18 protein-coding genes, 1 pseudogene and 1 riboswitch are annotated in these 23,087 nt (G+C 44.8%); of the genes and pseudogenes, 9 read left to right on the forward strand and 10 right to left on the reverse strand.

Annotation, left to right across the window (positions count from 1 at the left end; genetic code table 11):
- From ACGHAV_RS12115 to ACGHAV_RS12125, 3 genes and pseudogenes are all read left to right on the forward strand, one after another.
- Positions 1-1,596 (forward strand): diguanylate cyclase, encoded by a 1,596-nt coding sequence (locus ACGHAV_RS12115; RefSeq protein ID WP_390380908.1) that lies wholly within the window; start codon positions 1-3, stop codon positions 1,594-1,596.
- Positions 1,597-1,831: 235 nt separating this feature from the next.
- Positions 1,832-2,608: pseudogene (locus ACGHAV_RS12120) on the forward strand (PAS domain-containing protein); the annotation flags it as partial.
- Between the two features lie 135 nt (positions 2,609-2,743).
- Positions 2,744-3,148, forward strand: a complete 405-nt coding sequence (locus ACGHAV_RS12125) for a methyl-accepting chemotaxis protein (protein ID WP_390381280.1) — start codon at positions 2,744-2,746, stop codon at positions 3,146-3,148.
- 146 nt (positions 3,149-3,294) lie between these two features.
- Here ACGHAV_RS12125 and ACGHAV_RS12130 read toward each other — a convergent pair whose 3' ends face one another.
- From ACGHAV_RS12130 to ACGHAV_RS12155, 6 genes are all read right to left on the reverse strand, one after another.
- Positions 3,295-3,900, reverse strand: coding sequence for an HD family hydrolase (locus ACGHAV_RS12130; protein ID WP_390380911.1), 606 nt, complete (start codon positions 3,898-3,900; stop codon positions 3,295-3,297).
- Between the two features lie 104 nt (positions 3,901-4,004).
- Positions 4,005-4,637 (reverse strand): thiol:disulfide interchange protein DsbA/DsbL, encoded by a 633-nt coding sequence (locus ACGHAV_RS12135; RefSeq protein WP_390380914.1) that lies wholly within the window; start codon positions 4,635-4,637, stop codon positions 4,005-4,007.
- 252 nt (positions 4,638-4,889) lie between these two features.
- Positions 4,890-6,812, reverse strand: a complete 1,923-nt coding sequence (locus tag ACGHAV_RS12140) for a TonB-dependent receptor plug domain-containing protein (protein WP_390380917.1) — start codon at positions 6,810-6,812, stop codon at positions 4,890-4,892.
- An 83-nt stretch (positions 6,813-6,895) separates the two neighbouring features.
- Positions 6,896-7,142, reverse strand: a riboswitch (cobalamin riboswitch).
- Between the two features lie 18 nt (positions 7,143-7,160).
- Positions 7,161-8,144 carry a serine/threonine protein kinase gene (locus ACGHAV_RS12145; protein WP_390380920.1) on the reverse strand — a complete coding sequence of 328 codons (984 nt, stop codon included), beginning with the start codon at positions 8,142-8,144 and terminating at the stop codon, positions 7,161-7,163.
- The gene (gene ccoG / locus ACGHAV_RS12150) at positions 8,141-9,571 is read right to left on the reverse strand and encodes a cytochrome c oxidase accessory protein CcoG (protein ID WP_390381283.1); all 1,431 of its coding nucleotides are present in this window, start codon (positions 9,569-9,571) and stop codon (positions 8,141-8,143) included. Before ccoG ends, ACGHAV_RS12145 begins: the two co-directional genes overlap by 4 nt.
- Positions 9,572-9,798: 227 nt before the next feature.
- The gene (locus tag ACGHAV_RS12155; RefSeq protein ID WP_390381286.1) at positions 9,799-10,476 is read right to left on the reverse strand and encodes a lipase; all 678 of its coding nucleotides are present in this window, start codon (positions 10,474-10,476) and stop codon (positions 9,799-9,801) included.
- Between the two features lie 404 nt (positions 10,477-10,880).
- Between ACGHAV_RS12155 and ACGHAV_RS12160 the strand changes: the two genes are divergently transcribed.
- Together ACGHAV_RS12160 and ACGHAV_RS12165 are read left to right on the forward strand one after the other, a co-directional pair.
- A complete protein-coding gene (locus tag ACGHAV_RS12160) occupies positions 10,881-11,246 on the forward strand; it encodes a hypothetical protein (protein ID WP_390380923.1) in 366 nt (121 codons plus the stop codon).
- A 91-nt stretch (positions 11,247-11,337) separates the two neighbouring features.
- Positions 11,338-11,886 (forward strand): DUF3016 domain-containing protein, encoded by a 549-nt coding sequence (locus ACGHAV_RS12165; protein ID WP_390380926.1) that lies wholly within the window; start codon positions 11,338-11,340, stop codon positions 11,884-11,886.
- 163 nt (positions 11,887-12,049) lie between these two features.
- On the opposite strand, the gene ACGHAV_RS12170 is transcribed toward ACGHAV_RS12165, so the two are convergent.
- Entirely contained in the window at positions 12,050-13,810 is a 1,761-nt protein-coding gene (locus ACGHAV_RS12170) for an acyl-CoA dehydrogenase family protein (protein WP_390380929.1), read from the reverse strand.
- Positions 13,811-14,042: 232 nt separating this feature from the next.
- On the opposite strand from ACGHAV_RS12170, the gene ACGHAV_RS12175 reads away from it, so the two are divergent.
- Positions 14,043-14,792 carry an SDR family NAD(P)-dependent oxidoreductase gene (locus tag ACGHAV_RS12175; protein WP_390380932.1) on the forward strand — a complete coding sequence of 250 codons (750 nt, stop codon included), beginning with the start codon at positions 14,043-14,045 and terminating at the stop codon, positions 14,790-14,792.
- On the forward strand, positions 14,789-15,685 hold the full coding sequence (locus tag ACGHAV_RS12180; protein ID WP_390380935.1) for an amidohydrolase family protein: 897 nt from the start codon (positions 14,789-14,791) through the stop codon (positions 15,683-15,685). The genes ACGHAV_RS12175 and ACGHAV_RS12180 overlap by 4 nt, the downstream gene beginning before the upstream one ends.
- Before the next feature lie 107 nt (positions 15,686-15,792).
- On the opposite strand, the gene ACGHAV_RS12185 is transcribed toward ACGHAV_RS12180, so the two are convergent.
- The 3 genes from ACGHAV_RS12185 to ACGHAV_RS12195 form a co-directional block, all read right to left on the reverse strand.
- Positions 15,793-16,977, reverse strand: a complete 1,185-nt coding sequence (locus ACGHAV_RS12185; protein ID WP_334015383.1) for a mandelate racemase/muconate lactonizing enzyme family protein — start codon at positions 16,975-16,977, stop codon at positions 15,793-15,795.
- Between the two features lie 30 nt (positions 16,978-17,007).
- A complete protein-coding gene (locus ACGHAV_RS12190) occupies positions 17,008-17,775 on the reverse strand; it encodes a class II aldolase/adducin family protein (protein WP_390380938.1) in 768 nt (255 codons plus the stop codon).
- A 123-nt stretch (positions 17,776-17,898) separates the two neighbouring features.
- Positions 17,899-18,339: an NUDIX hydrolase gene (locus ACGHAV_RS12195; RefSeq protein ID WP_390380941.1), complete on the reverse strand. Its 441-nt coding sequence runs from the start codon at positions 18,337-18,339 to the stop codon at positions 17,899-17,901.
- Positions 18,340-18,617: 278 nt separating this feature from the next.
- Here ACGHAV_RS12195 and ACGHAV_RS12200 point away from each other — a divergent pair, with 278 nt between their 5' ends.
- Positions 18,618-19,667 (forward strand): efflux RND transporter periplasmic adaptor subunit, encoded by a 1,050-nt coding sequence (locus tag ACGHAV_RS12200; RefSeq protein ID WP_390380944.1) that lies wholly within the window; start codon positions 18,618-18,620, stop codon positions 19,665-19,667.
- Between the two features lie 11 nt (positions 19,668-19,678).
- Positions 19,679-22,783 carry an efflux RND transporter permease subunit gene (locus ACGHAV_RS12205; protein WP_390380947.1) on the forward strand — a complete coding sequence of 1,035 codons (3,105 nt, stop codon included), beginning with the start codon at positions 19,679-19,681 and terminating at the stop codon, positions 22,781-22,783.
- Positions 22,784-23,087 lie beyond the last annotated feature (304 nt).

Raw genomic sequence — 23,087 nt, forward strand, 5'->3', positions numbered from 1 at the left:
ATGCGCTACAACAAGGCAACGTTACAGATATTCATTATTGCCCAAGGTAGTATCATAGGCCTAATTTTGCTTATTTTGATGCTGTCTTTTGCTAGGCTCAATGATGTGCGTTCAGTGTTATCGACAGTGACAAGTAACGCGGTTCCAGCGCTTACTCAAGCTACTGCGCTCACTCGGGAAGTGCAGCATCTCATTTCACTTACTGCCAGGCTAACCTCGTCTGAAAATCAGTCTGCTCGCCGCATTGTTAAAACCCAGGTAGATGAAACATTAAGTCGCCTTCAATCGCCTTCGTTAATTAATCAAGATAGCGAGCGTTATCTAAGCACTCAGCTTAACGTTCTAGCGCAGGAAATTGACGAGTTAAACGGTTTAGTTCGCAGGCGAATATCGGTAGAGCAAGAGGCTCATGCAGAACGAGAAGCATTATTTTTGTTTCTAAATAGATTAGTTGATAAATCGTCTGCTGATTATTTATCCGAAGAAAGTGCTGATGTACTAGTATCGTTGATTCTTCAAATTGCACAAATAAATCAGCAATTTCAGCTACATGAATTACGCTTACTTGAAACACAAATTGAAAACGCCATAGAAGCGCTTGCCGAGCTTTCCAGCGGAGCGCGCCACAATGAGCTTGTTAGTTCATTATCATCCTCGGTCCTTGGTGATGAGGGGATGGTAGACAAACAAGCTAATATTCTACGCATACGCGGTCGCTCTCGTGGGCGAGGTAGTTTTGTTGAACATCTTGCAGAAGAAGTGGCAACTAACATTGAGTTCAAGGCCGCCAATATTACTCAAGAAACCTCAGCTAAAGGTCAAAAGGCCATTGCCGGTGTCTCAAAACAAATAACACAATCGCTGGTGTTATCGGGCGTGGTAATGCTGATTTGCTGCATTATTATTGTATACATTTATAAGCGCATCATATTGCGACTTATCGATTTGACGAAGTTAGTAGAAAAAGGAAGTACAGAGGTAGAAAACTTCCAGGGCAGCGATGAAATAGCGCGGCTCGCAAAAAGCTTTGCTTCTTACTTTGAGCGTGTACGATCGCAGGAAGATGAGCTTATTCGACTGAGTTTAAGCGATGCATTAACCAAAATTCCTAACCGTCGTGCCTTCGAAATTGAAATTGAAAAGTCGATAGCACTTGCTAAGCGTCACAGCTGGCCGCTAACTTTAATACTGCTCGACGTGGACAGTTTTAAAGGCTACAACGACTACTACGGCCATACCCAAGGTGATGAATGTTTGAAAGCCGTTGCCGCAGGGTTAAACAGCGCTATTACGCGCACTACTGATTTCTGCGCGCGCTACGGCGGAGAAGAGTTTGTTGTTATTTTGCCTTGTACCGACGAGTCTGGTGCGCGCATCAAGGCTGAAGAGATTCGCGCTTGCATTGAATCATTGCAATTAGAGCATAAAAAAAGCGCAATTTCGGATTGCGTGACCATGAGTCTAGGGGTAGCTACATTTAACTATAGCGGTACAAAAGAGTGGTCATTAAATACAATGCTCAATGAAGCTGATGCTGCTTTATATGAAGCTAAGGCATCGGGACGAAACTGTTGTAAATTTGCATCCCATATCTAAGCTTAGTGCTTGTATGGTACTTCAAGGTAGTAAACCTTATCTGTTATTTTTCAAATGTTTTTTGAAAACATCTAAAAAAATCAAAATGCTCTGCTATTTTTAATCAAACGCCGAAAAAATAACGGCCCCTTTTACGCGGTATAACTAAAATAGTTGCAGGTGTTTTGGTGGTATCCAGAGATTAACTCATCCTACGTGTGAACCTGCAGAGTTAGGGTGGAGATAGGAGTAGTGGATGTTTTTCAAGAGTAAACAGCTGTTAGAAGAAAACGCACGCTTAAAAAAGGAACTTGAAGCATATAAAACCGTGCAGGAAGAGCTTCGAGAGGAAATGCTATTTATTGAGCTTTCTCACGATGGACGAATTCAGGGAGGCAATGCGCTGTGCCTCGAGGCAACGGGGTATCAACTCGATGATATCAGTGGTAAAACCTTAGAAAGTCTAATTCCTCAAAAGTCGCTTAAAAAGCAAGATACACAAAACATGCTTAAAGCCGTAAAAAACCACCGGCATTGGCATGGGGCAATAAATTTCTTAAATGCTAAGGGCGATGAAATGTGGGTGCGTGGCATAGTGCAACCTGTTGACGATGCAAATGGGAACATTGCCTATATCGCTTTTTATATGGCAGAGCAAACGCGTAACATTACGTTGGGCAATGAACTTATGGATATGATAAGTGCGCTGCACCGATCATCTGCTGTAATAGAGTTTAAACTTGATGGCACCATCATTACCGCAAACGATAACTTTCTTGCGGGTATGGGCTATTCACTAGACCAGATAGTTGGTAAACATCATCGTATTTTTTGTACCGAAAAAGAAGCGGCGTCAGCGGAGTATAAACAATTTTGGCAAGACCTTGCGGCTGGCAAGCTAGCGTCTGGTCGATTCCAGCGCGTTGATAGTCAGGGTAATTCAGTGTGGTTAGAGGCATCTTACAATCCAATTCGCGACGATGAAGGAACGGTATACAAGGTTGCCAAGTTCGCAACGGTTATTACGGAACAAATGGAGCGAGAGTTCGCCATTTCAGAGGCTGCCAATGTGGCGTTTAATATTTCTGAAAATACGGGTGAACAAGCTAAAAAAGGCAGCGAGATTCTAGACTCCACAGAGCGCACAATGAATGAGCTTGTTCAGCGTATGGGGGAAGCAAGCTCAGGTATAAAAGATTTGGATGAACAGTCGCAGAAAGTGGCAGACCTGGTAAAAAGTATTAGTGGCATAGCCGACCAAACCAACTTGTTAGCGCTTAACGCTGCTATCGAAGCTGCTAGAGCAGGTGATCAAGGACGTGGATTTGCGGTTGTTGCCGATGAAGTTCGCCAGTTAGCATCAAATACCAGCAGTGCAACGGAAGAAATAGTAAACGTGGTAAATGAAAACCGAAAGTTAACTGAAAACGCAGTACAGTTAATAGAAGCAGGTCAAGAGAAAGCTAGAGAAGCACTCGATTACTCCACTGAATCTGGTAAAGCGATGAACGAAATTCAAAAGGGAGCAAATGAAGTCGTTAATGCAATTGGTCAGTTTACTAAACGTTTGTAGTTACAACTTAGCCCCTTAAAACTTTGCGCTGATTTACACGCTAATTAAAACAGCTCTGGCGCACCAAGGTAGAACATCATTTTCTGTTTTGGTGCGCTTATACTACGGCGAGCTAAACGTGCTTACGCTCAACACTTTATTAGTCACTACCTAAACAACCAGCCTTTATCAACGGCGCTATCAAGTTCAGTCATTAGATATTGCCAAAGCTGCGGTGCACAGGTTTTAAGGTGTTGATTTCGCTTTTCAATTTTCTCGCGAGCAATGCCGTGTTTTTTCCAGCTCCCGCCTTCATTGTTCATGTTTTGAAAAACGGGCAATACTCGGTCCATCGCTTTGGCGAATTCGGCGTCATCTGTCTTAGCATCTTCAAATTCAAGCCATAATGACAGCATGTTGTTATTTAGCGGCGCAGGTAATAAACCGAAAATACGCTTTGCAGCAGCCAGCTCTTTTTCTGCCTGTGCATCGTGGTCTTGCTGTTCGTTAAACGCGAACATATCGCCGGCATCAATTTCCACGATATCGTGAATTAGGATCATTTGGATAACGCGCTGCGTGTTAATAGGTTTAGCGGCATACTGACAAAGCATGGTTGCCATAAGCGCTACGTGCCAACTATGTTCGGCCGAGTTTTCCTTACGGTCGCCGTCAGCAGGTAACGTAATTTGTCTTTTTACCGCTTTTAACTTATCAAGTTCACAAATAAAAGCGGCAAAGTTTTCCACTGGCGCTACGGTGTTTTGTTCCAAAGACATACCTCTAATATAATTTGTTGAAAAGATAGAAACGAAAAAGGGCGCAAAGCGCCCATTTTCTGAAATAGCCTGCCCCGCTAACGCGGAGGCAATAAAAACTACTTTTGCTCAGATAGCCATACAATTAAGTCAGCAATATCGTCAAACGTCATATCAGCAGTAAACGTAGGCTGATATTTACCATTGATAATAAAGCTTGGTACACCTGTTAGGTATTCACGGTAATCATCAATTTGTTGCTGGTTTTTACGCAGCATGCTGTTTACGCCAAAGCTCTTAGCCATTTTATCAAACTCGGCGCCATCTGCACCGTTTACAACAAAGATGTTGCGTAAGTCTTTAAGGCCCGTGATAGAAGCGCGCTGTTTGTGAATGTAGTTAAAGATAGCACCGTTCATTGCTTCTTCTTGCTTCATAGCACGCGCGATAAGCATAGCTTTTGTTGCATCATCTTGTACGTCTGGGCCAGTGAAGCGCATAAAGTTTACGTGTACTTTGTTGAATTTAGTGCCTTTGCTCTTCTTCGCTTTAATTTGCGCTACGATAGGTTCAAACTGGAAACAGTGTGGGCACCAAAATGAGAAGTACTCAGTAATAACAGGCTTATCAGTGGCTTCTCTGTCGAGTACTTTATAGTGCGTGCCTTCTTTCCATTTAGAACCTGCTTCTTGCGCACAGGCTGTTAATGGCAAAAGCATTGCCATGACAAACATTACTGCAAACTTTTTCATTAAATTGTTTCCTATAATTATAATTCAAAAAACACGTTGAGATTATCACAGGCATTTAAGGTTAACTAGAACCTGTCGGTTATCAAGCGTTAATACGCGGTGTGGTGGCGATAAAATGCAAGTTTTGCGCTAACCATATGGCTTTATGTTACTGATGAAAACCTGAATGCTGAATGAACGACTAAAGGGAAAAGCAAATGCCGCCGTTAGGCGGCATGTTAAGTGCAATGATAACGGTGCTATCGGTTTTAATTACATGCTGTAAGTTACCGACAATAATGTACGTCTTTCTTGCCCTGCAAAGCCAACAATATCTTCGTAATCGGTATCGAATACGTTGTTAACTTTGAGCGCAAGCTGCCATTTTTCATCAATTCGATAACCCAGGTTAACCGTAGCTAACGTGTATGCTGAAAGCGCTAGCGTTTCAGCTGACGCTGGGAACGGTGGGAAGAACGTATCGAAACGCGTGCCGGTGTAAGCTAGCTTTGCGTAAAGGCTAAAGCGTTCTGTGCCTAAGTTCGACGTGTAAGTTAATGCACCTTGATGACGAGCGCGCCTTAGCTCGGTGCTCGCCATGCCCGCGTTATCTTGCTCAGCATCTAAATAACTATAGCTTGCACCTAGGTTTCCGTAATCGGTCGACCATGTAAGCTCTACGTCAACACCTTCACGATTACTGTCGCCAGCAACGTTATCAGCACTAAAGGTGCCAAGATCTGGAATAAACACAAAGCCATTTATTTCATCTTCAAGGTCGGTGTGATAATAGCTAATTTGACCGCTAATATTGGCCCAGTTCGCTTTAACACCTACTTCCCATTCTTCACTGGTTTCAGGTTGAAGGTTAGGGTTGCCAATGAAGCTTGCCGGGAAAAAGCCAAAGCGTTCGGTAAAGGTGGGTGTTTTTACTGCACGGCCCAGACTAGCAAATGCCGCATAGTGTTTATCAAATTGCCATGTTAAACCGCCACGGTAGCTTATTGCATTGTCGAACTCGCTATTGCTGTCATGACGAATGCTCAACGTAGTAAACACGTTTTCGCTAAGTTCACCATTGGCTTCGGCAAATACGCTGTATGTGTTGTCGTGTTGCTTCTGATTGGGGTCGCCAAAACTAATTGGACCTCGCTGAGCAAACAAGCGCTGTAAATATTCTACGCCGCCGGCGACTTGCCAATTTTCGAAACTGTAAAAGCTTGTCCAGTTAAGCTCTACGCGTTCGCCTGTTGTGCCGCCTGCATCAAGCCCAGATGTTGTGTTGTCGTTTTCATCTTTACGATATTGAAGGCTTAGTGCGCTGCGATAAGCAGTGGCATTTGGTGCAAATTCCCAGCGCAACTTGGCGCTTAGTTGCGTGCCATCGGTAACATTATCTGAATCAGCGGGCAGGCCTGTGGTAACAAAATCAGTACCATCGTACTGGTTTTCATAGTTAACCGTGCGAAGGTTACCCATAAAGGTGTGCTCATCGTTAAATGCGTAGTTAGCATTAACGCCCGCCGTCACATTCTGGTAGCCATCGTCTTCACTTCCCATGCGAGAAACATTATCGCCATCGGTATTGAAGTAATTCGCGTAAGCGGTAACGCCTAATTTTTTGATTTGCGACGTTGCATTTACGCTACCAGTATAGGTGCCTTGGTTACCCGCGCCCGCGGTTAACGTTACACCCGATGATGCATTATCAAACTGCCCGGCTTTGGTGGTAATACTCAATACTCCACCAATAGCACCGCTTCCCCAACGCGCGCTTTGCGGGCCACGCAGTAGCTCTATTCGCACAACGTTGGCGCTATTTAAATGTGCAAGGTCAACCAAACTGCCTTGACCTACGTCGTTAGCAACAACGCCGTCAATAAGCACCAGTAAATGGTTGGTTTCGCTGCCGCGAACGCGAACCTCGGTAAGTCCGCCCGGGCTGCCCGATTGTGAAAGACTTACGCCTGGTAAACCGCGAATAAGGTCGGTAAGTTGAATAGCGCCCGACGCATTAATATCGGACTCGGTGAGCACCGACACTGAGCCTGGAAGCTTAGTAAGTTGAATAGGTAAACGAGAGCCAGTAACGGTTAGCGTTTCTATTTCAGAGTCTGTGGTTTGAGAAAATGATGGTGTGCTTAGGCACGACAAAACCGCTGTAGCAACAGCAGCACGAGTTAGTTGTGTACGCATGATTTTTTAGTGTTTTATCAAATGTGCTCCACCCGAGCACATGTTATTGTGGACGCTCAATACGGTCATGAGTGAAATAATTGTATGAGCCATGAGGCACAGGCCGGTATCCGGGCTTACTCGCTGAAAATGTCTTTCAGATCTTTTACCTTCCCATCGACAAAAGCAGGTATTGCTTAAAAGACAGTGGTGTATGAAAAGAGCATGTTGAACAACAACATGGAGCTTACCGTTGCGGGGGCAGCACCAGTTTTTCACTGGTTTCCCGTTTAACGCCAATCACAGTAGAACAAAGATAGTTATTGGCGCACCTACGCATGGCGAGAGTATATAGAATACACGGTTTGATTAAAACCCAAGCTTAAGTGGTGGCTCGTTAAGCGCTGAAAGCTGTTCCTTAAGGGCTAATATCTGACCTTCCCAGTACTTATCTTCGGCAAACCATGGGAACGCTCTTGGGAACGCAGGATCTTTCCAACGACGTGATAGCCACGCCATATAGTGCACCATCCGCATCGCGCGAAGCGGCTCAATCAATGAAAGCTGGCTATTATCAAAGGTGTGAAACTCTTCGTAGGCTTCAACTAGGGTGTCGAGCTGCAGCAGCTGTTGCTGCCTGTCGCCGCTTAACATCATCCATAAATCTTGAATGGCTGGACCCATACGGCAGTCGTCTAAATCAACGAAGGTAGGACCGTCGCGCCACAGTATATTGCCCGGGTGGCAGTCGCCATGTAAGCGAATAAGCGAACTTGCGCTATACGCGCTTCGCGTAGTTTCGATAACCGGGTTTAAAATAGCGAAGAACGCGGTTTTTAGGTGCTCTGGCAGCAACGAGCTATTCTCAAGCACGTGCTTTGGCTCTTCTAAATAACTGTGAATATCAATGGTAGGGCGCTCTTTAAACGGTGTTGCTTGCGCCACCTGATGAATACGGCCAATGAATCTACCCATCCATTCAAGCTGATCTAAATTGTCGTTTTCAAACTGTCGACCGCCCACCGATGGAAATAGCGTAAAACGATAGTCGGTACCTTCAACATTGTGGTGGTGCAGGGTGCTTCCATTTAATGCAATGGGTGCTGCAAGTGGAATTTCGCTTTCAACTAATGCTGTTGCAAATGCATGCTCTTCAAGAATTTGAGCGTCAGTCCATCGTCCAGGTCGGTAAAATTTAGCAACGTAGCGCTTCCCGTCTTCAGCTAAAAACTGATACACACGGTTTTCGTAGCTGTTTAGCGCAAGCAATCCGCTTTGTAAAAAAATGCCCTGAGATTCCAGGGCATCAAGTATGGTGTCGGGGCTAAGCCCCGAGAAAGAAAAATCAGTCATCGATAAAGAAATTTAGTTGGCTCATCAACGGTAACTGCCTCGCCATCAATGGTGGTGGTTACGCTAATGAAGATATCCGTTACCGTATCTTCCAGATTATAGGCATCGGTTGCAACTGATATCGGCGTGCTGTACACCTCGCCACCTTTAACAGTTACTTGTTGCTCCCCAATGTAGGTGTAGTCAGGCAAACCTTTTACCGCAATAGTGTAGATATGCTCTTGCTGGGTTTTGTTTAGCACCTTAATGGTGTACACATTTTCAATTAAGCCTTCGTTGGTTTCGCGATACAGTGAGTTTCTATCGCGAATGATGTCAACTTCGGTGGGGCTGCGCGTATAAATATTGGCGAATAATAGGCCTAACATGATCACGAGCACCACAAAGTAACCTACTAATTTCGGACGAATAATATGGGTCTTACCGCCTGCAAGCTCCTCTTCAGAAGTGAAGCTAATAAGGCCTTTGGGGTACCCCATTTTATCCATCACACCGTTACAGGCATCAACACATGCACCGCAGTTGATACACTCGTATTGAAGACCGTTTCTAATGTCGATACCGGTAGGGCACACTTGTACACATAAGTTACAGTCTATACAGTCACCAATACCCTTTTCTTGCACTTGTTCATGGCTTAACTTTCTTGGGCGAGGGCCACGTTGCTCACCGCGATTCGCGTTATATGACACGGTAAAGGTATCTTTATCAAACATAGCCGACTGGAAACGTGCGTAAGGACAAATATGCGTGCACATAATTTCGCGCATATACCCAGCGTTGCCGTAAGTACATACAGCGAAAAAGATGACTGAGAACCCGGCCCAAAAGCTAGTATTTAGCGTAAAGAAATCAATAAACAAGCGGTCGATGGGGGTGAAATAGCCTACAAAAGTAAGTGCGGTTAATAGGGCAACAGCAACCCATGCGCTGTGTTTGGCTGTTTTGCGAAGAAACTTGTCGGTATCCATAGGGCGGTTATCTAGCGCTATGCGCTTGTTGCGAGGGCCTTCAATTTTTTCTTCAAACCAAGTGTAAATGTATACCCACGTAGTTTGCGGACACATGAATCCGCACCACACACGCCCTGCGAATGTGGTGACGAAAAACAAGGCAAATGCAGATACGATAAATATGTACGCTAGCAGCGTAAGGTCTTGTGGCCAAAGCGTTAACGAGAATATGGTGAAGCGCTGCTCGCCAATATCAAGTAACACTGCCTGCTGATTGTTGTACTGGAACCAAGGAATAATAGCGAACAGGCCTAAAAAGAATAGGCCAAAAAAACGGCGGAAAGATTCCAGTGGACCTTTTACGGCGCGCACATAAATGCGGCTGCGAGAATCGTAACGTTTCCCTTCAATAGCCCCTTTGGGCTTATGCACTTTTACCGGAGTGACATTTTTTACCGGTATTTGGTCATTCATAGTTACACCTTCGCTAACAACATCTACTGCTACGTTGAGTATAACAGCATGTGCTACATCATCTTTAATGTAGATCAATAGTGACGTGAATGATCCATTTTTTTTATGTTTCAGTCAATACTGAAAGTTCAGAAAGTTTTAGGCTGTGATTTTATGTAAGCTTAGTTCTAAGTTCAATTAAGGCCTTCTAACCACTGACCTTAATCGAGCTTTAAGTAAAACCGTCGCTATTGAATAAGGTTTACTTGCTGTACAGCGGTGTCTGTTTGAAGACCGAAATGACCTAAAACATAAGTATATGACGCGTCTTCACCGTCTATTCTGCTGGTGTGAACGCCGTTAACTGTACATACGCCAGTTGCGCACACAATTTGATCAATATTGCTTTTAATGGAATACACGTTTCGACCAATAGGCACGTTGGCAATGCTGTCTAAAAATGGGCTTGAAATAGAAAGGCCATCTCGTCCGCACGTGCTTGACCACACGTTAAACGGGTACACGCCACATGTGCGCAGGCCTTTTGTTGCACCTGCTATGCCTACAAAGCTATCAACAAAACCTGATGCTGCTAATTTATCGATTTGCTGAATAGATAAGGTAACACCCATTGAGTGTGCGATAACATCAATACGCCCCGTGCACGATGCGTTTACCGCATTGATAATGGCATTCCTAACCGGTGTTTCCTCCGAACCGCTGTGGTTATTGCAGGCAGCGCATGACTTTGAGCCCCAGTTGGGCAAGAACAAGTCGCTTGATGAGTAGCCTCGTCGGTATAACTCATTCACCGTATTGTTCCAACTTGATGGTGATGCACTGTTCCCATGTACCAAAACTACCGCGTCTTTACAGGCATTAGCATAAGTAGCCACAACCGACGAAATTAATAACAGCCCTATCATTTTTATAATTTTCACTTTCTTCAACCCTCGCTTATTAACAATTATTTAACAAGGCTAGGGTAGAAGGCCTGTAACATTATTTCGATAGTACTTTCGTACAGCAAATGAACAATTTATAGTAAAGGAAAGCCAGCACTCAAATATTGAGTGAATGCAAAAGATGATAGTAGTAAGGCGCACGTTGTTTATAGCAACGCGGTAATGCTGATGGTGTGATTTAAATATATATGCAGGCATATATACTGGCGTATAGATAGCGCTATTTATGACCCATAAATGTATGTATATACTCACTAACGTTTAATGGAACTGAACGAAATACAGTGCTTATTCTCAACCAAATATCTATGCTGAATAAGTGCTGTTAAACGTTGTATACAACTGTAGAAGTAGGCTGAGAAGTCATGTTACGTTTTTTTGTTATTGCTGCTGAAATTATTCTTTTGGTACTGGTGCTACGCTCGCCTTTTGCACAATATTTATTTGAGGATGTGCAAAACTCTATTTCTGATTGGCTTGCAGAAATGGCTACCATGCCCGAACGCAACGAATTAGAAGCGCTTAGAGAAAACGTGGTAATGCAAATTGGCCCGCTTAAACCCTACCAACAAACCTATTTACAGGAAATAACCGTAGATAAAGCAAGTCTTCGTCGTTTCAGTGGCGTGTATTGTGATGGCGACGATATAAACCCAAATTTTACGGGAACTAAAAGGGCACAATTGTGCCTAATAATAAAACAGTCGTCGGTTTTGCAAGCACCTAATTAGTTGCTGCTAAGTAGCAACTAATTAGCTAGGCGTTGTAATCGATAGATGAACAAGTGTTGTTTACCTGTAGCGGTTTTTTAGGAGTTTCAACGTGAATAAAGTTATTCTATGTTCTTTGATAGGAAGTGCGGTGGCGCTACCGCTGCTTTTCGCTAGTGCGCCGGTGTCTGCGGCTGAAGTGAAAGTAACATGGGAAAATGCAGAGAAGTACACCGATGTACGTCCTGCCAATGAATCAAGAAAGCGATTTCGCGAACGTACCCTAGCAGCATTGGAAGAGCATATTGTTGAACTTGCATCGAAGTTGCCTGACTCACAAAAGTTAACGATGACGGTAACGAACGTAGATTTAGCAGGCCAGGTTTGGCCAAGTCAATTTGTGGGGTTTGGCGTAGGTGCGGCCAACGATGTACGCGTTATTCAACGTGTAGATATTCCCAGAATGACGTTTAGCTACACCTTGTCAGATAAGCAAGGCGCTGTGATCTCAAGTGCTGAAGAAGTGCAGCTGAAAGACATGAATTTTATGGAGTCGAATATTCGCCAAAATCGCGGAGACACGCTGAGCTACGAAAAAATCATGTTAGAAGACTGGTTTAACGATACTTTTACGACAAACGTGGCTGCAAACGAAGAGTAGCGAATTGTCCTCTTACCGGCTATCGTGCCTGCGCTAATATAAGCCCGATATAAATATATAAATGCTAAGGAAAAGGCCGCCAATTCTTGACGAATTAGGCGGCCTTTTTGTATCTACGATGTGACGACAGCTCTGCTTATTTGGCAGGACTATCTACTTACGTTTACAAGTAATCGAACTCACTGCCAGCAATGGCAAGTGTGCTGTCAGGACCCGCAAGGTACGCTGCTTTGTGTGCATCGCGACGAGGAAGTAGACGTTCAATGTAGAAATCACGTGTCTTTTTCTTCGACGCAGCAAGTACAGCATTGTCGCCGCGTGCTGCCGTGTCGGCCATGCTGTACCACAATACCCCAATTAGCGAGTATGCAGTGTAGTTCAGGAAGTCACAGGCAGCCGATGCTGCTGTAGTTGGATCCATGCCCAAGCAGTCCGACGCCGATGCACGCCAGTCGTCTAGAATGCCTTGAGCAAGCGCTTTGTCTTCTGCATTTTGAATGTCAGCAACTAATGCACTAAATGCACTGTACGTTGCTTCCATCATTTGACCGCCATCGCGCGTTAATTTACGGCCAATCAGGTCAAGTGCTTGAATACCGTTAGTGCCTTCATAAAGCATAGCAATACGCACATCACGCATTAATTGCTCCATGCCCCATTCGCGAATGAAGCCGTGACCGCCAAATACCTGAACACCAATGCTAGTGGTCTCTAGGCCCATATCGGTCATAAATGCCTTACAAATTGGCGTTAAGAACTGCAGAACTTTGTCGGCATTTTCTTTTTCTTCACCGTCGCTTAGCTTTTCTACGTCCATAAACTTCGCGTAAAGCAGCGATAGCGCACGACAGCCTTCAATTAACGACTTCTGCGTTAATAGCATACGTGCAACATCTGGTTGGAATACAATAGGGTCAGCTTTGCCTTCAGGGTTTTGAATACCTTGAGGCGCACGTGACTGAACACGCTCGCGTGCATAAGTAAGCGCACCCTGATAAGACGCTTCAGCAGCCCCTAGACCTTGCATACCTACTTGGAAACGCGCGTCGTTCATCATAGTAAACATGCACGCTAAACCTTGGTTTTCTTCACCTACTAACCAGCCAGTAGCATCATCGAAATTCATTACACAGGTTGGGCTCGCTTTAATCCCCATTTTGTGCTCAATGCTACCCACAGATAAGCTGTTTGCTTCGCCTGGTGCGTTGTTAGCGTCTGGTAGGAATTTAGGAACAAGGAACAAGCTAATACCTTTGACGCCTTTCGGTGCATCAGGAAGACGCGCCAGTACAAGGTGAATAACGTTCTCACTCCAGTCATGATCGCCGGCGGTGATAAAGATTTTGTTACCTGTAATTTTATAGCTGCCGTCGCCTTGCGGCTCAGCTTTAGTATTAAGCAAGCTAAGGTCGGTACCCGCGTGTGGCTCTGTCAGGTTCATAGTACCAGTCCACTCGCCGCTAATTAGCTTAGCAAGGTAGATATCTTTCAGCTCTTTGCTGGCGTGCTTAGTCACCGCTAGCGTTGCACTTTCGGTTAGCATAGTGGTTAAACGCCAGCTTAAATTCGCCGCGTTTAGCATTTCATGAACCGGAACTGCCATGGTATACGGTAAGTCCTGGCCATCGTACTCTGCAGTACCTAGCATCGCATTCCAGCCGTTGGCCACATACTCTTGGTATGCTTCAGCGAAGCCTTTAGGGGTCGTCACTTTGCCGTTTTCTAGTTTACAGCCTTCTTCGTCGCCTTCACGGTTAAGAGGAGCAACAACATCAAGTGCGAACTTCGCGCCTTGGGAAATAATTTCATTGGCCAAGTCACTGTCGAAATCGCTAATACCTAGCTTTTCGTAGTGCGCATCAAGTCCAAGCCAGTCTTTCAGAAGGAACTGAAAATCAGCTGTTGGGGCATGGTACAGAGGCATGGATGACTCCTTTTTCAAACAAGTGTTTTAATTTTGCCTATTATAGTCATAAAAAGCATAGTCAGAGTAGTCCGTTAAAGGAAAGTTAATAATAAATTTGGTTTATATTGCGTTCAGAAAACATCGCAAGTAGGTCAACAGCTAAGGTAATTCATCACATATCGCACTTGCTTTTCTGCTGTGCCTTGGCATGCTTATCTACTGGTAATTAAATTAATAAGAAGCGTGTTATATGACAGAGCAGCATCCCGTATGCGTTGTGACTGGTGGAAGCCTTGGCATTGGCTTAGCCGTTTGCGAGGTGTTTTCAAGTAATGGCTATAAGGTAGTTAACCTAGATATTCGCGACTTTGAAACCGCCCCGTTAAATAGTGAGTGGGTTGACTGCGATGTAAGCGTTGTAGCTAATGTAGCAAGGGCAATAGATCAGGTTGCTGCAAAGTACGGTCGTATAGATGCCTTGGTATGCAATGCAGGCATGCATGTGTCGGCAACCATTGAAGAGACTGATGAAACACTGCTTGATAAAATATTTAACCTTAATGTTAAAGGTGCCTACGGTGCTATTAAAGCCACGTTACCAGTAATGAAAAAGCAGGGGGCTGGTGCCATTGTGGTGATGGGATCAGATCAGTCCTTTGTGGGCAAACGAAATTCATTTGCGTATGGGCTAACAAAGTCGGCGCTGGCGTCGGTGGCAAAAACAACGGCCCTAGATTACGCTCCTTTTAATATTCGCGTGAACGCAGTATGCCCCGGTACTATTGAAACGCCTTTGTTTCATAACGCCATAGATAAATACGTAGCGGCTTCTGGAGCAAATAAGCGTGAAGTGGTGAAAGAGGAAGCCGCTGCACAGCCTATCGGTAGACTAGGGCAGCCTGAAGATGTTGCCGAGTTAACCTATTTCTTATGCAGCGAAAAAGCATCGTTTATTACAGGTAGTCTGCACGCTGTCGATGGCGGGTATACTGCGCAATGACCGTAAAAGGTGGTGCGGTTGAACCTCGTGATAAATGGGTAGACCCTCATATTCATTTGTTTGCGCTAGATAAAGGGCATTACGATTGGCTAAAGCCTAGCAACCCCCCATACTGGCCTGATAAAAGCCAAATTACCAGCTCTCGAACAGAAACACAGTTAAGACTGGCATCACATAATAAGTTACGCGGCTTTGTGCATATTGAAGCGGGTTTCGATAACGAAAGGCCGTGGCGCGAAGTGGAGTTTTTAACACAGCACTGCACTATGCCTTTCAAAAGTGTGGCGTGTATAAATGTAACTGCAAATTCGGCCATACAGCATATCAGTAAACTAGCACGCTACAGCGCTGTAGTGGGAGTAAGGCATATTCTTGATGACGATGCCTACGACATTCTTCGTTCGCCAAAAACGCGTCATAGTTTGGCTTATTTAAGTGAACAAGGGCTGTCGTTTGACGCGCAGTTTGATGTATCAAACGCTCAGGCAGTAAGCGCGTTATTGCGCGTGGTTGAGAGTAACCCGGCGTTAAAGGTTATTGTTAACCATACAGCCATCGCGCCGTTAGATATGGCCAGTAGAGCGTTCCAAAATTGGCAACAGCATATTCAGTTAATGTCGAACACCGGCCAAGTGGCGTTCAAATTCTCTGGCCTTGAAATGCAAGACAGAAACTGGCGATGGCAGCGTGCAAACTCGGTGTTTAACGCGTTAGTAGACGCAGCGTCAGGGCAAAATGTTATGTTTGCAAGTAACTACCCACTATCGCTTTGGCGTATGCCATATATTGCGTTGTGGAATGGCTTTAAGCAAATGGCGGAGCGATATGACAGTGCGCTACAAAAAGCGTGGCTTACAGACAATGCGAATAAATGGTACTGCCTTCACAACTAGCGCGCCTTGTAAATAGCACTTCTTTTATCTAGCTCGTTTTTGCAATAAAAAAGGGTTAACCGTAAAACGTTAACCCTTTTTTGATGTTTAGCATTTTGTTAGCACTATTATTTTAACGACGTCACCGTCATGTTCGGTGAACGATATACCACTTCATCGTTAAGCTCTATGCCAATTCCAGGAGTATCAGGCGCTTCAATAAAGCCATTTACAGGCTGCGGGTCTTGAAGGCAAAGTTCGCGGTTCCAATCTTTAATGGCGTAGGTGTGATGCTCGTGAATTAAAAAGTTAGGAATAGCCGTCTCTAAGTGCAAGCTAGCCGCCGTTGCTACCGGGCCGCCACACACGTGAGCCTGAATGCGTACATCGTAAATATCAGCGTAATCACACACTTTTTTCGCTTCAGTAAAACCGCCGCATAAGCCAACGTCGGGCTGAAGTACGTCAAGCGATTGGTCTTCAAGGTAAGGGCGTACATCCCAGCGGTGATACAAACGTTCGCCGCCTGCAATGGGAACTCTTACATTTTTCGCTACCTTGTCGTGTAGTTTTGAGTTCAGATAATTAACCGGCTCTTCGTAATACAAACAGCCAATTTCTTCTACAATGTCACCCAGCTGAATTGCCGTAGAGGCGCCTAGTAAGCTATGACATTCAAAGATGATATCGCCATCTTCACCCATGGTGTCTCGAATGGCTTGAAGACGCGCTTTAAATAGTTTTAGCTCTGGTTTAGTGAAAAGCTTGGTTCTATCGAAATGGGTATTGCCGTCTTTGTCGTAAACGATAGGATCTACTTTTACGGCATCGTAGCCATCTTTTAACGCTTTTTCTGTCGCACGCGCATAGTCGGCAGGGTCGTTCAGTTTGGTAACTTCTTTATCCCAGTCAAACTGCAGCTGGCTTGCATAGCTGCGTAATTTACCGTTTGTTTTGCCACCTAATAGTTCGTAAACAGGGAGGCCCAATGCCTTACCTTTGATATCCCAAAGTGCAGTATCGATAGCGCTCATTGCTGCATAAATAACTGGGCCGCCGCCTAGGCCCCAAAAACCTTCTCGCAGCATACGCGACCACAATAGCTCGGTGTGAAACGGGTTAAAGCCAATTAGCATTGCTTCAGCAATTTCTTTAATCATATGAGCGGCAGCACTGTGACCCCAGTCGTAGGCCAAGCCGGCTTCGCCCACACCCGTTAATCCTTCATCGGTGTAAACACGCACAAAAACCGGGTTCCACTGAGGGCGTTTAGGGCATTCAATATCAAAAATTTCTACTTTTGTGACTTTCATTGTGTTGATGTTATTCCGTTAAAGTAAGGGTTATTCGCAAAAACTCGGGTCTAGCTTGTAGGCTTTACGTAGCATGGCTGGCCACGCTTTTTGACCGCCGGTTTCGCCGCTGTGTACCACTTTGGCTTGTTCGTATATACCGTCGATAATAGGTTTAGGGATCTCAATAATGTCTTCATTCGACTGCATTAGCGCTAGCTGAATTTCACACGCGCGCTGTAAATCATAGAAGCGCATAAAAGCATCGCCAACGGTAGGGCCTACTGTAAGGCCACCATGATTAGGTAGCAGCATGTGGTTGGTGTCACCTAAGTCATTTTGTAGACGCTGTTTTTCGCCATCATCTACGGCTAAGCCTTCATATTCGTGATAAGAAAGTGAAGGTAAAGAAAACATAGAGTACTGGCTCCATGGCCTTAAGCCGCCTTTTACCGACGCCACGGAAATGGTGGCAAGCGTATGCAGGTGGATGACACATTGGGCGTCGTGACGAACTTCGTGAATGGCACTGTGTATGGTAAAACCGGCAGGGTTTATACCGTAAGGGGTGTCATCAAGAATGTTGCCCGCCAAGTCTACTTTAACCAGGTTAGACGCAGTTACTTCATCGAAGGTTAGGCCAAATGCATTAACCAAATAATGGTCGGTGCCGGGCACTTTTGCCGATATATGGGTGTAAATAAGGTCGCCCCAGCGCATATCTGCCACAAGGCGGTAGCAGGCCGCAAGGTCTACTCGGGTTTGCCACTCTTCATCAGACACTTTGCCTTTAAGGCTTAAGGTGGGCAGTGAAAACAAGCTGGTTCTCCTAAAAGGTGTAAGCGCTCAATTTACCAATACGCTTTGAAATGAACAACGCTTTGTCAGTACAGATTGTTATTAGCTAGAGCGTGTGGCTATTACTTGGTTCTTATTACCACGCTATTTTACCGAGTATGCTGTGTAAGCATCGCGAAGTACAACCAAGTCATCTGCAAAGCGTAAATCATCATGGGTGAGTAAAAATGGGTCTACTTTTTCTAGTGCTGTCACCTCAACGGTAGCCCAAGCAGGTGCGTCGAATACTTCTGGTAATACGTCTAGCCCTGCGTCGGTATAACACCCAAAAAGTAGTAAGCCATTGCTACTTTGTCCAAGAAACTGCTGTACTTCAACGTTAAACCCCGTTTCTTCCCATGTTTCTCTATGCGCCGTGCAGGCCGCAGAAACGCCATCAATACGGCCCCCACCGGGAAAGTCTAGCTTTCCAGATAAGCGATGACGAATGAGCAGTAAACGGTTATTGGTTTTTATGACACAGGCAGCAGCTTTGAAAGTATCGGCAGATGAATCGAGATGCACTTTAGATAAGTTTTTATGCATGCGGCACGCGGGCGTGTTTGGAATAGATTCTGAGCAGCCTAAAAGCGTTAAAACCGCGAAAATTACTGATAAGCGAAATAAGAATGACATCGAATTGGGTAAAATACTCGTAACAAAGACGTGCAAAACAGTCGTGCTCAAAATGGGCTTTGCACAACGTAAGTAAAAATAACAAAACAGCATGTAAGTTAACCGCTTGATGACACACTCTCAAGCGAAATTTTCATGTCAACTGCTTGGATTAACGGCCGAACAGTATTTTACCTATAGGAAAGGTTATGTCTTCACGTATTTCAGTGTCTCCACTTTTAATCGGTGTTGTACTTCTTGCTGCCATAGTGGTGTATTTAAACCTGCCAAACGAGCAAGCTTCAGGACAACGAGGCCCGCGCGCAACGCCGGTGAAAACTGCAATTGCTGAAACGAAAACCTTACCCATTACTATAGAGTCGTTAGGCACTGCCGTTGCTAACGAATCGGTAAATATTACCGCGCAAGTTACCGAAACCGTGAAAGCTATCAACTTTGAAGATGGCGATAAAGCAATGGAAGGTGAGCTGCTTGTTCAATTAAATAACACCGAAGAGCGCGCTCGAGTAGAAGAGCTTAAAGCCAATATCGACGAGGCAAAACGCCAGTTTACGCGTATTGCTGACCTGCGCCAATCTAATGCAACCTCTGAGCAGTTGTTAGATGAACAGCAAGCCCGAGTGAAAGCCCTTGAAGCGCAGTTAGATATCGCCATTGCTCAGCTTAATGACCTTCAAATTCGAGCGCCGTTTAGCGGCTTATTAGGTAATCGTGAGATTAGTATCGGCTCATTGGTTCAGCCGGGCACCACAATTTCAACGCTTGACGATATTAGCGTAGTAAAAGTTGACTTCAGCATAGCTGAAAACCATTTGGGAAGCGTTGCTAAAGGGCAGAGATTGTCTGCCACGTCTGTCGCCTATCCTGGCGAAGCATTTGAAGGTGAAATTACGAATATAGACACTCGTTTAGACCCGGTAAGCCGTGCTATTCGTGTGCGCGCTACTATTCAAAATAAAGACAGCCGTTTGCGCCCCGGCATGCTGCTTACTGTGGTTGTAGAAAAACGCGTGCTAAATACACTGGTACTGCCAGAAAAAGCCTTAGTACCCGTAGAAGATAAACAGTTCGTTTACGTGGTGAAAGGCGATGTTGCACATCAGCAAGAGGTGGTGATTGGTGAGCGTCGTCCAGGCTTCGTACAAATTATTGAAGGGGTTAGCGTAGGCGATGAAGTGATCACAGAAGGTACGCTTCGCGTTCGCGACCAGTCGCCTGTTAATGTCTTAAACCGATAGGAGCGCATATCATGCTATTGTCTGACGTATCGGTTAAGCGCCCGGTCTTTGCTACGGTAATCAACCTTATTCTTATTATTTTCGGCATTGTGGCAGTGTCGATGTTGTCACTGCGTGAATATCCCGACATTGACCCGCCCATTGTGTCGGTATCTACCACTTACACTGGCGCTTCAGCAAATATTGTTGAAACACGTATAACGCAGTTGCTTGAAGATCGTATTTCAGGCATTGAAGGCATAAAAAATGTCACGTCGACGTCGAGAAATGGACGTTCGGACATTACCATTGAATTCAAGCTTTCCCGAGATATCGATGCTGCAGCGAACGATGTGCGCGAGCGTGTAAGCCGCGCGTTAAATAATTTGCCTGACCAGGCCGATCCGCCTGAAGTGTCAAAGGCGAATTCTGATGAAAGCGCAGTGGTGTGGTACAACCTAAGAAGTACCAATTTAAACACCATGGAACTTACCGACTACGCAGAACGGTTTTTAGTAGACAGGCTATCAATTGTTGATGGTGTCGCGCGTGTGCAAATTGGCGGCGGCCGTCGTTATGCGATGAAGGTGTTTTTAGACCGCAATGCAATGGCCGCTCGTGGTATCACTGTTAGTGACGTGGAACAAGTCATTCGCGCTGAAAACGTTGAGCTACCTGCCGGTGAAGTAGAATCGGTTGACCGTAATTTTGAAGTGCGCGTAGCCAGAACGTTTTTAACGCCAGACGACTTTGCTGCGCTTACTGTAGCGGTGGGCAGTGACGGTTATTTAGTGCGCTTGGGAGAGATTGCCAACGTAGAGCTAACCGCTGAAGACGATGAAACCGAGTTTCGTGGTGACGGCGTAAACATGATTGGTTTGGGTATAATCAAACAATCAAAAGCAAATACGCTAGACGTAGCTAGGGCAGCAAAAGAGCAAATTACACGTATAGAAGAGTCGTTACCCGACAATATCTTTATTGTACCTAGTTACGATTCAAGCGTGTTTATCGAAGCATCCATTGATGAAGTTTATCAAACACTTGCTATCGCCATGATGATGGTTGTGATAGTTATCTACCTGTTCTTGGGCAATGTGCGCGCCACCTTTATTCCTGCTGTCACCGTGCCAGTATCTATTATTGCCGCGTTTATTGTGATGTACGCACTTGGCTTTTCAATTAATTTGCTTACGTTGTTGGCCATGGTACTTGCCATAGGTTTGGTGGTAGATGACGCCATTGTTGTACTAGAAAACATCTATCGTCGAATTGAAATGGGTGAGCCACCAATACTTGCAGCCTATCGCGGCGCACGAGAAGTAGGTTTTGCTGTTATTGCTACCACGTTAGTCCTTATTTCCGTATTTGTACCGTTGGTATTTTTAGAGGGGAATATTGGTAGGCTATTTACTGAATTTGCGCTAGCTATTGCTGCTGCTGTGGCATTTTCAAGTTTCACAGCACTGACCCTATCACCCATGATGGCATCTAAAATTCTGAAAAAACGTGAGCGTTCATCGGGTTTTGGTAACTGGATGGATAAGCGGTTTAGCGCGCTTGAAAACAGCTATTTCAACAGCTTAGGCAAAACCCTTCATCAACCATTACTTATGGTAATCATGTTAGTTGTAGCAGTAGTTGCTTTAGTGCAGCTTTCTGAACGTGTCCCTAGCGAGTTTGTACCTAAAGAAGATAGAGGTAACTTCTTTATTTTGATGAATGCCCAAGAAGGTGCCAGCTTTGAAAGCAATGCGTCAAACCTCAAGCAAATTGAAGATGTGCTTATGCCGTATCGTGAGAACGGAAAAATAAACCGTCTTTTGGTACGCACACCGGGGTTTGGCGGCAATGCAGGTATTGCTATTGTAGGTTCAGCAGATTGGGATGAGCGAGACTTTTCCACCTTTGAGCTCATGGACGAAATAAGCGCAAAGCTTAATACCGTGCCTGATGTTCGTGCATTCGCCATTATGCGAAGTGGTGTGTCAGGTGGTGGTTTTGGACGTCCTGTTCAGTTTGTATTGCAGGGTGATACCTATGAAAACTTGGTTGCGTGGCGAGATACTGTGCTTGAGAAAGCCAGTGAAAATCGCAATCTCATTCGCCTTGATTCAGATTATAAAGAAACATCTCCTCAATTATTGGTGAACATTAATCGCGACCGAGCAGCGGACCTCGGTGTTTCAATAAGTGACATTGGCGGAACACTGGAGGTGATGCTAGGGCAGCGTAGAGTATCTACCTTCCTAGACAGAGGTGAAGAATACGACGTTATTATTGAAGGTATCGAAGATGATTTTAGAAGCCCCAACAGTATAGAAAACTTGTATGTGCGTTCTTCGCGTACCGGTGAGCTTATTCCTATGGATAACTTACTTACTTTTGAAGAGCAGGCTACGTCGTCACGATTAAACAGATACAACCGTATGCGTGCGGTTACTATTTCTGCCAATTTATCCGATGGCTACACACTGGGCGAGGCATTAGCGTACCTTGAAGATATTGTTCGAACGGAATTACCAGATAACGTATCGATAGACTACAAGGGCGAGTCGCAGCTGTATAACGAAGCCGGTAACTCATTTGTCTATGTATTTCTTCTGGCGTTGGCAGTGACCTACCTTATATTGGCTGCACAGTTTGAAAGTTGGGTGCATCCATTGGTTATCATGCTAACCGTTCCATTGGCCCTTGTGGGCGCTTATATTGGGCTTTTCTTCTCAGATATGACCATAAACATCTACAGTCAAATAGGTCTAGTTATGCTCATTGGTCTTGCGGCTAAGAACGGTATTCTTATTGTTGAATTTGCTAATCAGCTTCGCGATGCAGGAATGGAGTTCGAGCAGGCGCTTAAACGCGCCGCAGCGCAGCGCCTACGTCCTATTGTGATGACAGGTTTTACTACGGTATTTAGTTCACTGCCACTCGTGTTGGCTTCAGGCCCTGGCGCTGAAAGCCGTATGGTTATTGGTATGGTCATTTTCTCTGGTGTGTTGTTGTCTGCATTTATGACGCTGTATGTTGTGCCTACTGCTTACAGTTGGATGGCCAGAAACACAGGCTCGCCACTTATGCGAACGCAAGAAATAGAAAAACTTGAAAAAAATATACCTTACAAAAAAGGTGAATAGTTTACGTGAGCGGGCCAACACACTGTGTTTGCCTGCTTTTTGTGCAGATATGCTGGGCTAAGGCGAATAAATAGTAAACATTCAGGTATTTGATGCTATACCCTAATATTATTAGGTATTCGTTTTTATATAAAGGTATATGTTTTTATATATTTGATATACAACACTTATTTTTCTTCTGGCTAGCAATTAGTCACCTAAAAATGGCAAGTTAATGCGTTGGAACGTATTCATTAGACAATTGTATAGTTGATTAAACTTGCCCTTCCTCTAAACTGCGCCCAATTTCAAACGCTTGTATAAG

It is taken from the genome of Alteromonas sp. MTD1 (assembly GCF_042848195.1).
Classification (GTDB): Bacteria; Pseudomonadota; Gammaproteobacteria; order Enterobacterales; family Alteromonadaceae; genus Alteromonas.

Excerpts from the sequence above, each read along its gene's own strand:
- ACGHAV_RS12170 (WP_390380929.1), bottom strand. The coding sequence starts at position 13,810 with ATGCCTCTGTACCATGCCCCAACAGCTGATTTTCAGTTCCTTCTGAAA.
- ACGHAV_RS12140 (WP_390380917.1), bottom strand. The coding sequence starts at position 6,812 with ATGCGTACACAACTAACTCGTGCTGCTGTTGCTACAGCGGTTTTGTCG.
- ACGHAV_RS12205 (WP_390380947.1), top strand. The coding sequence starts at position 19,679 with ATGCTATTGTCTGACGTATCGGTTAAGCGCCCGGTCTTTGCTACGGTA.
- ccoG (WP_390381283.1), bottom strand. The coding sequence starts at position 9,571 with ATGAATGACCAAATACCGGTAAAAAATGTCACTCCGGTAAAAGTGCAT.
- ACGHAV_RS12180 (WP_390380935.1), top strand. The coding sequence starts at position 14,789 with ATGACCGTAAAAGGTGGTGCGGTTGAACCTCGTGATAAATGGGTAGAC.
- ACGHAV_RS12160 (WP_390380923.1), top strand. The coding sequence starts at position 10,881 with ATGTTACGTTTTTTTGTTATTGCTGCTGAAATTATTCTTTTGGTACTG.
- ACGHAV_RS12155 (WP_390381286.1), bottom strand. The coding sequence starts at position 10,476 with ATGATAGGGCTGTTATTAATTTCGTCGGTTGTGGCTACTTATGCTAAT.
- ACGHAV_RS12115 (WP_390380908.1), top strand. The coding sequence starts at position 1 with ATGCGCTACAACAAGGCAACGTTACAGATATTCATTATTGCCCAAGGT.
- ACGHAV_RS12145 (WP_390380920.1), bottom strand. The coding sequence starts at position 8,144 with ATGACTGATTTTTCTTTCTCGGGGCTTAGCCCCGACACCATACTTGAT.
- ACGHAV_RS12200 (WP_390380944.1), top strand. The coding sequence starts at position 18,618 with ATGTCTTCACGTATTTCAGTGTCTCCACTTTTAATCGGTGTTGTACTT.
- ACGHAV_RS12175 (WP_390380932.1), top strand. The coding sequence starts at position 14,043 with ATGACAGAGCAGCATCCCGTATGCGTTGTGACTGGTGGAAGCCTTGGC.
- ACGHAV_RS12195 (WP_390380941.1), bottom strand. The coding sequence starts at position 18,339 with ATGCATAAAAACTTATCTAAAGTGCATCTCGATTCATCTGCCGATACT.
- ACGHAV_RS12185 (WP_334015383.1), bottom strand. The coding sequence starts at position 16,977 with ATGAAAGTCACAAAAGTAGAAATTTTTGATATTGAATGCCCTAAACGC.
- ACGHAV_RS12125 (WP_390381280.1), top strand. The coding sequence starts at position 2,744 with ATGGGGGAAGCAAGCTCAGGTATAAAAGATTTGGATGAACAGTCGCAG.
- ACGHAV_RS12135 (WP_390380914.1), bottom strand. The coding sequence starts at position 4,637 with ATGAAAAAGTTTGCAGTAATGTTTGTCATGGCAATGCTTTTGCCATTA.